Origin of the sequence: Aporhodopirellula rubra, assembly GCF_014192335.1 — a bacterium.
GTDB classification, from domain to species: Bacteria; Planctomycetota; Planctomycetia; order Pirellulales; family Pirellulaceae; genus Rhodopirellula; species Rhodopirellula rubra.
In genome coordinates this window covers 28,978-42,010 of the sequence record NZ_JACHXU010000011.1, presented here as the reverse complement: position 1 = coordinate 42,010, position 13,033 = coordinate 28,978, and the positions used below count along the sequence as shown (strand labels likewise).

Below are 13,033 nucleotides of genomic sequence, written 5' to 3'. Positions count from 1 at the left end.
CTAAAATTTGACGTAGAGGGGGGAAAACGAGATACTAATCGGAATACAGCCCCACTGGCACCTCCCGCACAGCGGAAACTATTCTCAATTTGAAACGTAATAAACCTGCGTTTCCCTATTCTTCTACTCAATTCGCGTGAAAGACATCCATGGCAGGCTCCGCCGGCGTTTGGGGAATCGAAATCGGTCAAAGTGCTCTGAAAGCACTCCACTGCGTCAAAGAAGGCGACGAAGTGGTCGCGGACCAGTTCGATTTCGTCGAATATCCCAAAATCCTCAGTCAACCTGATGCCAACCCCGACGAACTCGTCGCCGAGGCAATTTTGCAACTTCTCGATCGGAATGAATCGATCCGAGACAAAGTCTGCATCAGCGTACCGGGTCAGAGCGGATTGGCGAAATTTTTCAAACCGCCTCCGGTCGACCTGAAAAAGATCGCCGACATCGTTCGCTACGAAGCGAAACAGCAGATCCCGTTCGAATTGTCCGACGTGATTTGGGACTACCAAATGATGCCGGGTGCTCAAATCCAAGAGGGATACGCACTCGAAAGCGAAGTCGGCCTGTTTGCGATGAAACGCGAGCAAGCCTACCGGCAATTGGCGCCGTTCGATGAGGCCGACATGCAAGTCGATCTCGTGCAGTTGGCCCCGATCGCGTTGTACAACGCCGTCGCCTACGACCGCATGCACGAACGTCTCGAGAACGAAGAGTTCGACGCCGATGACCCACCGACCTCGACGGTGATTCTGTCGATCGGAACCGACTCGAGCGATTTGATCATCACCAATGGATTCCGAATTTGGCAACGTAGCATGCCGATCGGCGGTAACCACTTCACGCGTCAATTGACGAAAGACCTGAAGCTGACCTTCGCCAAGGCTGAACACCTCAAACGAAACGCTCGCGAAGCGGTCGATCCGAAACTCGTGTTCCAGACAATGCGTCCGGTCTTCAACGATCTCGTCACCGAGGTGCAACGTTCGATCGGGTTCTTCCGCAGCATCGACAAGAAAGCGAACATCACCGAACTGTTGGTCACCGGTAACACGGTCAAAATGCCTGGTCTTGCCGCGTATCTCGGCAAAAACCTCGGGTACGATGTCCAAATGATGGACCGTTTTAACCGCCTCGGCGGTGACGACGTGTTGTCGATCCCAACATTCCGCGACAACGCGCCGACTTTCGCGGTCTGTTACGGTTTGTGCCTGCAAGGGCTCGGCATGAGCCAAGTGCACACGACGTTGGTGCCGCGTGAAATCTTGACGCAACGTATGATCCGCGCGAAAAAGCCGTGGGCGCTGCTGGGACTGACCGCGATGCTGGTCGGAGCCACCATCCAATACGCACTGACGCAGCGGTCTTGGGCAACCACCCATGACAACGTGTGGAAAACCGCCAAGAGCGCCGTCACCGAGATGGCGAAACACAGCACCGAGGAAAAAGCCAAAGACGCTGACCTCGAAAGCCGTTTGCTATTCCTCAACCGACTCGGCGAAGAGATCACCGGCGACAACGACGAGCGATTGCTGTGGCTCGAACTCTTCAAAACGATCAACGTCATGATCCCCCGTGAGGATTATCCCGACGGTAAAATCCCGTCTCCACGAGAATTGCCGTACAAGGACCGCATCGACCTCCATATTACCGATATCGAAACGAAACACTTCGATGACCTGAGCCTCTGGTACAACGAAATCGTCGCCAAGCGGTACAAGGAAGAGATGGGCAACCTGTCTGACCAGACGGGCTACGTCCTGCCCGAGGATTTCGCCGAAGACACCGGCCCGATCGAAGAAGGATGGGTCGTCCAACTACGCGGCTTTCATTACTACAACAGCCCCGAAAAGATGGGCTTCGAAGGTAGCAACCACGTCCGTCGCCACTTGACGAAGAATTTCCTCGATAAGCCGATCACTCTCACCGGTCCCAACGGTGAGAAAGAGACGTTCATGCCGCACGAACTCGGCATCAGCTACCCGCTGCAACTCGACGAAAAACAACCGGTGCTCGTGCAGGTCCGCAACCCGGACTACGACCCCAACAGCCTCGCGGCGCGAATGGTTCCCGCAACCGGACTCGCACCTGGACAAGAATTGATCGGCCCCGACGGGGAACCGCTGGTCTATGACCCGCCCACACTCGAAGAACTTCGGCTGGACTTCGTCTTCCAATTCGTCTGGAAACCCACTCCGTGGACCGACCGAATCGAAGCGAAAAAACTAGCCGCCGAAGCGGCAGAAGCTGAAGCCGCCAACGAGGTGATGATCGATCCGGAAATCCCGGGCTGATCACAACCTCCCGTTAAACAACGCTCCTGACGCCCCACTTTCGACTCTTCTTATTTACCGGCACGTGCCACCATGGAACAACTCAAACCCGCCCTTGAATTTCTCAAGAAGTACGGCTTCTGGATTGCCGTCGGCATCATCCTCTTGGGATCCGTTGGTGTTTGGTTCAAAGTGACCGGAGACCTGGTCGCCGAAAGCGATCGACGCGCCAGTGCAATCCGTGGCGACGTCAGCCAGGTTAAGAGTGTCCGCGCGGAAGTTCCCGAACATCCCAACTCGCTCTCTCACGAAGAGATGGAAAAGATGATCGAGAATCGAGAAGACCAAGTTCTCGACGCGTGGAGCACGGTTTTCGAGAAGCAAAAAGACATCCTCGTCTGGCCCGAGAAAGAACTGACCTCCGAACTGCTCGATCACTACCGCGATAAAATTCCGATCGAATCCTACATCAGCTTTCCGATTCTTGATGAGGAAAAGATTCCAACCGCGCTGTTGCAGCAATATCGCTACTACATCGCCAACGTCTTGCCCGACATCGCGAAAATCGCCAAAGCCGAATGGACCGCCAAATTTGATACGTCCAATTCCTCTGCCATGGGTGGCATGAGCGGAATGGGAGGCATGAGCGGAATGATGGACGACATGGGCGGTCGGATGATGAGCGGCGCAATGGGTAACGGCCTCAGCGATATCAGCATCAGCGGTGTCAAGAAAGGCCCTCTGGTCCGATGGTCCAACGGTGCCCAATCCGAACTAGTCAGCGAATTGTTTCCGTGGGCTTCACGTCGCCCTAACGAACTCGAGATCTACTACAGCCAAGAAAATCTCTGGATCCTGCGTCAGCTTCTCGCGATCATCGCGGACGTCAATGACGAAGCCCAGCAACCGTTCGAAGCTCAAATTCGCGAGATCAACAAACTCTCGATGGGACGCAAAGTCCGATTCATCGCCGGCAAATTAGCATCGCCAGGAATCGGCGGCATGGGCATGGGAATGGGGATGGATGAAATGGGGATGGGAATGGGAATGGGCATGGACGACATGGGCATGGATATGGGAATGGACATGGGGATGGATATGGGCATGGGAATGGGGATGGAAGGCGGCATGTCCGAAATCGACCCGGCCGACAACCGATACGTCGATCCCGACCACCAACAAATCACCGGCTCACAACTTCGCTCGGCATTCGAAAGCGATTCGCCCACGGACGCACCGCTCAAAGTGGCCAAACGCGTTCCGGTAATGATGTCAGTCGTCATCGATCAACGTGCGATCCCAGAATTGCTCGCCGCCTGTGGCAGTGCCCCGCTGATGGTTCAGGTCGTACAGACCCGCATCTTGGGTGGCCCCGGCGCGGCATCCCGTAGCAGCGGCATGGATGGAGACATGGGGATGGACATGGATATGGGAATGGGGATGGACAGGGGAATGGGGATGGGCGGCCCTTCGATGGGCACTCCCTCCACCGGTTCGGAACTGTTCCCACTCGACGTTACCGTCGAGGTCTATGGTTTGATCCACATCTACAACCCACCGCAAAAAGACAAACTCGGCGTCGATCAAATCACATCCGAAACCGTCATCGACGGTGAGACAATGGCAGAGAAAGTTGAAAACGAGAAAGCCGCAAACAACGTGGCTGCTCCTGATTCAGCCCTGCCTGCTCCCGGTACCAATCCTGCAGGCGAACCGCCTGTCGCTCCAGCGACCGATCCTTCACAACCGCCTGCCACGGTCCCCCCCGGGACCGAACCTTCGCCCGCAAATGGTGAAAATCCTGGCCAACCTGGTGCCGTTCCGGTACAACCAGGGGCAGAGGCGAGCGAGCCTCTCGCCGCTTCCTAACCGATTTTGACTTCCGTTGCGTCTCTGGCGCAACACCGGCCCCCTTCTCATCTCGCCTCATCGCTCAACATTAAGTCTCTCCGACGGAGAATCCCATGGACGCTGATAAAATCAAAGACTTCTTCATTCATCACGCCGAAAAAATGGTCGTGGGCTTGGTGATGCTGGCATCGGCGTGGATGGTCTATGGCGGACTGAGCATGCCCGACATGACCAAGGAACAAGACCCGGACAAACTCGCCAACGAAGCGAAACAGGTTCGCGCGAGCATCGACGATGACCACACCGAGGCGATCATTCCGCCCCGCGAGCCGACTTTTGACATTGATGCCGAGCTGGCTAAAAAGAACGAATACGTGGCGTACGAGTCCTTCAACCCTGACAAAACCTGGATCCCAATCCCGCTGAGTGAATCGACGCGTCGCCAGGATCCCACGTTGCTCGCACCTCGTGCGCTGTTGACGAGTTCTCACATCGAATCATATGCCGTCCTGGGTAACGGCAACTACCGCGTGAAAGAACTCGAACCAGCCGAGAAATTGGAAATGGTCGAGCAAAAGAAGAAACCCAAACCCAAGAAACCGCGTGGCCGTCGTGGCATGATGGGCATGGACGACATGATGGGAATGGAAATGGAGATGATGGACCCAGGCATGATGGACCCAGGCATGATGGGATCGGGAATGATGGACCCAAGCATGATGGGTTCGGGAATGATGGGCCCCGGGATGATGGATCCAGGCATGATGGGATCGGGCATGACCGGCCCCATCCGAACGCTCGCCCCCGAATACAACTTCGGATACCGTGCCAACAGCACCACCACCAGCAGTGGTGTACCGGGCACCGAAACGAAGCAGCCGATTCCACAAAGCGCCTGGTTCATTGCAGGCACCGCCGTCATCCCACACAAAGAAATCGCTGAATCCTACAAAGCCGCTCTGTTCGACGCCGACGGGTTCCTCCCGCAACGTGACCAACCGTTTTACTTCAACTACGAAATTCAGCGAGCCAATGTCACGAAGAAAACGGTCGATCAACTGGTCGAAGAAGATTGGGTGCTTATCGGATCACGCGAAAGTGACCTCAAGCGGGCCGCATTTGTTTGGGCGGGCTATGCACCTGAATTAGTGCCAATCGACTACCGCGATCTGAACGTGACCGGCTACATCCCGCCGGTCCTTCTGAGTGACTATTCCAAGTTCGCGCTCCATCCGCTGATTCCGATGGAAACACGGCAACAGATCGAAGACCAAAAACTGTACGAGGAATCGCAACAGGTCGTCGAAATCAACCCTGACGAAATGGAACTCGCCGATCCGAACGCCACCGGCGCGATGGGCGGAATGGGCGGCGACATGGGATATGACTATTCCATGATGGACATGGATATGGACATGGGTATGAGCATGGGCATGGGAATGGGTGTCGCAGCGGGCATGCAAACCCTCGACGAAAACCCGGTTGAGTACAAACTGATGCGGTTCTATGACTTCGCCCGCCGCAATGACAAACTCAGCCCTATGCCCGGTCAATCGTACGTTTACCGGATTCGCTATGCGGTCCAAGACCCGAACTTCCCCGCCAACCCTCTGCAACAACCCAAGAGTGCCACACTCGGTGCCGATGTTTACGCACGCGTGCAAGGTCTGATGCTCAAGGCGGAAGAAACGAAGAAACGTGACTTCCAACGATGGAGCCCATGGAGCGAAGCGAGCCCGCCCGCCGAACTTCCAACCCTGAGCAACCTTTACGCCGGTCCCGTCGAACCGACACGCCCCCGCACGTTCAACGTCGCGGGTAAAAAGATCGACTACTACAAGTCACCACCGCTAGTCGATGTGTTGAACTTTGCACACAACGCGACTTACGCCGCCCCGATGCCACTCTGGTTGAACAAACGAACCGAAGGTTCCTCGCTCAGTTTCAAGGGCACCGCCGACATCATCGATCCGCTGAACATGCAGATCAAAAAGGTCGAGGACGCCGAAGTACTTTCGACATCGACCGTCATCGACCTCGAGGGCGGCGCCCCGCTCGCCATTTTCGAAGATGAAGAACTGACCGAACCGGGGATGATGCTGATCTTCGATGAGTACGGCGGCCTGAAGGTCCAAGACGAAGTGCAGGACCAAGAGAAGTACCGCATCTATTCGTTCGCGAAGGAACGTGGTATCTAACCAGGATGCCGAAACAACACGCTTTTGAATATGTCGCTGGCACGACGCCAACGACCGCCGGGGATTCGCTCGCAATCATCTATGGCAACGACGCGACGCTGCGACGTTGGGCGATGGAAACGCTGATTGGCGATGGCGACTGGACTCAGTTCGACGGGGAAACGACACGCTGGTCGGACCTCAAAGATGACTTGGCGACCGCATCGCTGTTCGATTTCGATGCCGGTGACAAACGCACCCTCGCGGTTCGCTCCGCCGATAAATTCGTTTCCGGGAACCGTACCGAACTCGAAAAATACGTCGCCGCACCAGGTGACAGCACCCGCTTCGTGCTCGAACTCGAATCTCTCGCGAGCAACACGCGACTCTACAAAGCGGCCGACAAGAACCACCTCCTCGTCGCGTGCGGCAACGCCACCGACACCAAACAAGGCGTGACCGCGGCAACGCGTCGAAAATTCTTGACCGGATACGTCGCCTCGCGGCACAAAGTCAAATTGGCTGCCGGCGCCGCCGACGCGCTGATCGAAATCCTAGGCGAAGAAATCGGTATGCTCGACACCGAGATCGCGAAACTCGCGCTCTACGTCGACGTCGGCGGCAAGATCGAAGAACCACTCGTGCGAGACGTTGTCGCCGGATGGCAGGGCAAAACGGTCTGGCAAATCACGGACGCGATTGCGGGCGGAGATGCCGCCGAAGCATTACGGCAACTCGACAAACTTTTCACCGGCGGGCAAAAGGCAATCGCATTACTGCCGCAAATCTCGTGGTCGCTGCGTCGCCTTGGCATGGCAACGACCATCATCGAACACCGCGAGCGTTGCGGTCGTCCTTGGCAATTCGAGGACGTCCTCGGTCTTGCCGGCATTCGCCGACCCGCGGAAATCCAGTCTGCGAAAAAGCAGTTGCAAACAATGGGTCGACCTCGAGCCAAGCAACTGCTCGGGTGGTTGCTCGATGCCGACCTTCGCCTCAAAGGCACCCACAGCGCCGACGGTCGAGACCGGTTCATGCTCGAACAACTCGTCCTTCGGCTAGCCCGCAGCACGTAATTGAGTCGCAGCCTCGCGTTTCTTCGCCAATCGTTTGGCAACTCGCGGAGACGGCGTTCGCCACCGGCGGTGCAACCACCAATACTGCTCGGGTGCCAAATCAATGGTGCGTTCCAACTGCAGGTTGTACCAACGCGTCAGTGATTCGACGGACTCACACTCTGGCGCTGTTCGACCGTTCGCGTCGACTTTGGCGGGGTCGACCATCTCCATCATGGCTGATTCGAACTGCATCGGTCGTCCATCGACCCGGCGAGTGTAAACCGCCAACATCGGCGCGACGTTCGCCAGCGAGAACAGCGCGAGCGCCTTGTGGCACGATGCCGGCACCCCGCAGAAATCGACCCACAACCCCTTGTCTCCAGCGTGCTGGTCAGCCAATAACGACAACGTGCCGCCTTCCTGCATGAACTTGTCCACAATCGGCGCACACCCGTTCTTATCGACGAGACGCTGACCTTTCGCTCCACGGAATCGCTCAACCCATCGGTGCAAATAAACGTTGTCGAGATTCCGCGCGATCGCGAGCGTCTTCATTCCCATGAGCCCGAGCGTGTAACTGCCGATCTCAAAATTTCCATAGTGCCCGCTCACCAATACCGATGGCCGTGGCGACAGACTCGCGGAAAGCATTTCCCGATTGCCACGGAAACTGACGTGCTCGGTCCAGTTCGACCGATGCAGTCGTCGCTGAGCCCACGCGATTTCGCAAACCATCAACATCAGGTGGTGCCACATCGACAACGTCAATCGCCTCGCATCTTCGGCGTCGACGGTCGGATAAATCTTCTCAAGAGTGTCTGAAATCGTCCGACCACGCACCGGCAGCGGCCCGGACAGCAACATGGCCAACCCTCGGCACAAATGATCGCCCATATCGAGCGGCAAGATTTGGATCACGCAGACGATCCCGCGAACGGCAATATACGCAACCGCATCAACCACCGGTGTCGTCAGCCTTTTGAGTGTCATGGGTTTCCTGGCGAATGAACAATACCTCGACGTGAGCAGCATTCTGACAACCTTCGCGTCCCCGTGACCAGATCGATTGCCCGCCCCAATGCCGAAAGCGTTTCAAGAGACGAGCTTCGGCGAAATCGCGGCATTTCCTGCGACAATTTCGGGATCGGTTTTCGCTGCCCGTGATCGCATTCGATTTGCCGCAAGAGGTGGATTAACACCGCATTTCGCAACGTTTGACAACGCGAAACAAAAAACGGACTTGTGACCAACGTGAATATCTGACTACGTTCGAGCTGGCTTACTCCAGTCACTCCCATGAACCTATTCGAGCGTGAGCGACGTTGTCACTGTGATCGATCTACTCCTCCCTAACCTCGTGATTCGCCGGTTTTTCAGCATCGCGTTCGCCACCGGGACTCTCGTCCTCGTGAGCTTGGTGAGCGTTCCGATCGCGGCAACGGCCCAAAAAACCCCGCGTTTCGATGCGGCCATCAACACCGCCGCGACGCCCGTCGACGGGTCAATCAACCCTGCCGTCACCGCCCCCGAAGCGTCCAACCTCGTTTTATCGGCCGTCCTTCAAACCACCGCCGAATCATCCGCGTTTGGCCGAGACGATATGCCCGGACGGCCCGCGATTGCATTGGCCAACGCCCCCGTTCACGGCATCATCGAATGCCGCCATGACGACGGCAGCCCCCTGCCCGATGACCATTGGTCCGGATGCAGCATTGTCGTTACCTCCGTCGCCGATCGCCGCCTTACCGAACGGGCGACGCTAGTTCGCGCCGATCAAACGGAACCCGATTCACCGAACGCGATCGCCCCCGAACCCGCGAACACGGATCAATCCGTCGGCCGATGGGAATTTCACCTGGCCGATACATTGCCCGAGGGCGTCTACGAATTACGCCTCGACACTCACACCCCGCCAACGTCGCGGTGGCGAGGACTGCTGCACCTCGACCGCAACCTTCTGAAAGACCGCGGCGACACGACCGCATCGATACGGACACCGGAAACCTGGCCCCTCATCGTCCTGCCATCAGAGACCACCACCTCGACGGAACTCGCGTCTTCGACCGACCAGGAATCATCACCGCCTGACGGAACAACGACACCACGCAAATGCCTCGTCCGTTGGTCGGGCTTCCCCGAAATCGACCCAGAATCCGACGCTTCCAATGCGGGAACAACCGTGACATCACGGTTTTCCTGGGTCCTCTCGGGTGCCGCTCCCACCGGTTCAACGCCATCACAGCGCTGGGCCAGCATCATGAATTCGATCGAACAAAGACTCGATACGATCGTGGCCTCCGCAGCCGACGGGATCGTGTTCGACGAAGCCTCCCCAACCGCTTCGGCTGACGAAAAAGAACGCCGAGAACTGCTGACTCGCTGCGTTCAAGCAAAAGCGAACCGCCTCGGACTCGAGCTTTGGCAAACCACTACGCTGACAAACGATCCGCGATCGAGCGAACCGTCCTCCGTAGTCGAAGGCGACTCACCCGTCGATGCGACACGCGAAGAGAACGCCAATGTCGCCCTCGTCCGAATCACACGTCGCACCGGCCCCGCGGCTGCATCACCTCGGCTCAGCGTCGCGAGTTTCCTCCGCCCTTCACCACAAACCATCCGTGGCCACTTTCCGCCGATGATGCACGCCGCCTCCGACGCTGAAATGCTCTGGTTTGGATGCGACGGATGCGTGACCGAACTCGCCGGCGATAAGCAAATCGCAAATCCGGCATCCACCAGCGCCGCCAGCCCCCAAATCCAATTGCCCCTCATGCAGCGTGACGACGCGTTCGCCGCAAACACATGGCTCCAAGATTGGTCCCGTTGGGCGATCCGGCACACGCAATCCAATTCGCTCAAACGCATCTGCCGACACGGTCTCCTCATCGACGAAACGCTCCTCAACGGCGAAGCAATTCCTGAGTCCGGTTCGGTCCGAGGAGCCATCCAACTGTGGCAAACCTGTTGGGCCGACGACTCACGCTGGTTGACGAACTCTTCCCTCCGCGACGATCGACAATCCGTCAACTCACTCGTTCACGTTCGCCACGCGAATATCGACGGCAACACCGCGATTGTCTGCATCAACCAAGCCCCATGGCCAATGCGAGTCACGCTTCCGATCGCAGAACTCGCCAAATGGTCAACGACCCCGCCTCCACCGATCGAATCGGTGCGATTGATTCAGCCCACCGTGCAATCGACCGTCACCTCAATCGTCATCCCGGCATCGGCGACGAGCGTGTGCTGCTGCTCAGGCCAGATCTCACCCACGATCCAATACGCCGTCGAAATCGAAGACGCCCGCTCGCGAGTCACAACGTTGACACGCCAAGTCACCACGATCGTCGAAAACCTCGGCCTCCTCGGCGAACTCGCGGGAATGACATCCGTCGCCACCTCTCCGGCGCACACAATGGTTGCCTCCAATCACCACTCCGCAACACGAGGCGTCTCGGCGCCTCAGTCCGCCACCGCAAATGACGCGGGCTCATCGAGCTGGGCGAGCGCACTCTGGTCGTCCGACCGATGGAACGTCACCCGCGTGATCACACCATCCGACAACAGCACGCCACCACGCGGACAAACCGCGTCGAGCGTCTCGACGGCCGTCGACCGACTGGGCGATCGCACCATGACGGCAACGCAATCGAGTTCGCAACCGACCTGCCGCAACCTGATCACAAACGGCGGATTTGAACAACCTCACGAGATCGGGATCCCTGGATGGATGCACGCCCATCACCCGGCCAACGCGGTGATCGTCGATTCCTTGATTTACAGCGAAGGCGCCAACGCAATCCGGATGTGCGGCAAAGACGAATCCGGTGCCGCGTCGTGGATGATCAGCCGCGAAGTGAATCGCCCCATCGCAGGCCGAATCGGAATCTCGATGTCGATCCGCGGCGAAGCACCGAGCGAAACCGACATGACAAAAGCCAGCAACAAGTCGTCTACGAACGAACCCGCCGAAATTCGCGTCGCGATCGAAGGCGAACGAGACGGACAACCGATCCGTCGCAGCAAAACGATCAAATTCGCCAATGACGGCAAGTGGAGAGTCGGACGTCTCGTCCTGGAATGGTTAGACGTTGACCCGCAAAAAGACCAAAACCTTCGTGTCACGATCGACAATTTTTCGACCTCCGCCGTTTGGATTGACGACGTCGTCGTGACCGATTACTTCGCGAGCACCGCCGAGCGATCTGAACTGCAGAGCCTCGCGTATCTCGCCGTGCAGGGCCTCCAACACTCTGACCTCAAACCCGCCGCACTGCTGCTGAAGAATTACTGGGCCAACGACCTGCTGCGAATCGCTGAGCACACGACCGTATCGATGCTCACCGAAAACGAACAAGACTCCGCAAATCGCACGTCGTCACGTAGCCGATTCCCGTTCGACGTGGGCACCCTACCGACGCCGATCTGGCGCGACGGAGCGGCTCCCACAACGGCGATCGACTCACTCGCTCCACGTTCGACGCCCGCCGCCCCCGCCACCCGTTCCGACTCCCCACTTCCCGAATCTGCCGATGCGCCCCGAACCACAGGCAATGATGCACGCGTAAAAGCCGAACCCAACCAATCATCCAAACATACAAAAGCTGAATCAGAACCGTCCGAAACGCTCGCTGGAAGGATCCGCAGGTGGTTGCCGACACCCCTGCGCTTCTAACCAAATTTCAGAAGATTCGACTCCGCCACGGCACGACTTTCGGTTGTTTTGAGCGCAAATACCGCTTCCAATATTACCCGGCTTGGTGAAACTCCAGCGCCTCGCCTCAATCTGCCGTCATCCTTCAGTGGAGATCTGATGAGCCGCTTCAAAAATGCATTCACGAATCGGTGGGTACGTATCACTTTGGGGATCGTCTCCGTTTGCGTACTTCTCTTTTCCGGTGCCAGTTGGTGGGCGGTTTCACAATCTCGACAGGTCCCCGAATTCTACAGCCGAGCCCGAAACCAATCGGGCCCAATCGCGGAGATCGCCAGGAACCAACTCGAACACGACGTCGAAGAAGTCCGGCGTCAAACTCAACAGGGACGGTTCTGGAAAACGTCCTTTTCCGAAGAAGAAATCAACGCTTGGTTGCAGAGCGAACTCCCCGAGCGATTCGGACGCTTGTTCGCCCACGGCGTCTCCGATCCCGCAATCGCACTCGAGAACGGCCAACTTTTTGCGGCCGCTCGCTACACCTCGAAACGTTGGGACACGGTCGTGTCCTGCCGGCTGAGCGTCGAGATGACCGAGGAACCCAACCTGCTCGCGATCGCGTTATCCGACCTCAAGGCGGGTGCACTGCCGCTGCCACTCGAACCCTTCGTTCGCAAGATCAGCAAAGAGGCCGCGATGGGCGATCTCGACATCCGCTGGGACTTCACCGAAACGGGCCCCATCGCCCTGGTCGAAATTCCCCAGGAAGACCCACGCTTCGTCATCAAACCTCTCGTCATTGAATCGGTCAACTTGATCGCCGGCCAATTGCAGATGGCAGGCCGGGTCGGTTCAGAAGCCTCCGACGAATACCAACCGCGTGGCCCCGTGCATCGGTTCGTATCCTATCGCCACGCCGAACGCCGCCGCGAACACGACAGCACCGTGGCAAAAACCCGGTAGCCCACCTCGACTCGCAATGCCGCCACCGGTTTACTTGCGTCGAGCCCCCGCGTTGATGAC

7 protein-coding genes are annotated in these 13,033 nt (G+C 57.6%); 6 read left to right on the top strand and 1 reads right to left on the bottom strand.

Annotated elements, in window-relative coordinates; all coding sequences use genetic code 11:
- Positions 1–149: 149 nt before the first annotated feature.
- The 4 genes from pilM (at position 150) to holA (ending at position 7,374) form a co-directional block, all read left to right on the top strand.
- Entirely contained in the window at positions 150–2,291 is a 2,142-nt protein-coding gene (gene pilM / locus FHS27_RS15650) for a type IV pilus assembly protein PilM (RefSeq protein ID WP_184305854.1), read from the top strand.
- Between the two features lie 72 nt (positions 2,292–2,363).
- On the top strand, positions 2,364–4,139 hold the full coding sequence (locus FHS27_RS15645; RefSeq protein WP_184305853.1) for a hypothetical protein: 1,776 nt from the start codon (positions 2,364–2,366) through the stop codon (positions 4,137–4,139).
- A gap of 95 nt (positions 4,140–4,234) precedes the next feature.
- Complete coding sequence (locus tag FHS27_RS15640) at positions 4,235–6,319, top strand: hypothetical protein (RefSeq protein WP_184305852.1); 2,085 nt, start codon at positions 4,235–4,237, stop codon at positions 6,317–6,319.
- Between the two features lie 5 nt (positions 6,320–6,324).
- Positions 6,325–7,374 carry a DNA polymerase III subunit delta gene (holA, locus tag FHS27_RS15635; RefSeq protein WP_184305851.1) on the top strand — a complete coding sequence of 350 codons (1,050 nt, stop codon included), beginning with the start codon at positions 6,325–6,327 and terminating at the stop codon, positions 7,372–7,374.
- On the opposite strand, the gene FHS27_RS15630 is transcribed toward holA, so the two are convergent.
- Complete coding sequence (locus FHS27_RS15630; RefSeq protein WP_184305850.1) at positions 7,357–8,346, bottom strand: lysophospholipid acyltransferase family protein; 990 nt, start codon at positions 8,344–8,346, stop codon at positions 7,357–7,359. The two genes, holA and FHS27_RS15630, sit on opposite strands and share 18 nt — an antisense overlap.
- A 322-nt stretch (positions 8,347–8,668) precedes the next feature.
- Here FHS27_RS15630 and FHS27_RS15625 point away from each other — a divergent pair, with 322 nt between their 5' ends.
- On the top strand, positions 8,669–12,031 hold the full coding sequence (locus FHS27_RS15625; protein WP_184305849.1) for a hypothetical protein: 3,363 nt from the start codon (positions 8,669–8,671) through the stop codon (positions 12,029–12,031).
- A gap of 138 nt (positions 12,032–12,169) precedes the next feature.
- Positions 12,170–12,973: a hypothetical protein gene (locus tag FHS27_RS15620; protein ID WP_184305848.1), complete on the top strand. Its 804-nt coding sequence runs from the start codon at positions 12,170–12,172 to the stop codon at positions 12,971–12,973.
- Positions 12,974–13,033: the final 60 nt, after the last annotated feature.

Coding starts and splice junctions, on each gene's coding strand:
- pilM (WP_184305854.1), top strand. CDS start 150: ATGGCAGGCTCCGCCGGCGTTTGGGGAATCGAAATCGGTCAAAGTGCT.
- FHS27_RS15645 (WP_184305853.1), top strand. CDS start 2,364: ATGGAACAACTCAAACCCGCCCTTGAATTTCTCAAGAAGTACGGCTTC.
- FHS27_RS15640 (WP_184305852.1), top strand. CDS start 4,235: ATGGACGCTGATAAAATCAAAGACTTCTTCATTCATCACGCCGAAAAA.
- holA (WP_184305851.1), top strand. CDS start 6,325: ATGCCGAAACAACACGCTTTTGAATATGTCGCTGGCACGACGCCAACG.
- FHS27_RS15630 (WP_184305850.1), bottom strand. CDS start 8,346: ATGACACTCAAAAGGCTGACGACACCGGTGGTTGATGCGGTTGCGTAT.
- FHS27_RS15620 (WP_184305848.1), top strand. CDS start 12,170: ATGAGCCGCTTCAAAAATGCATTCACGAATCGGTGGGTACGTATCACT.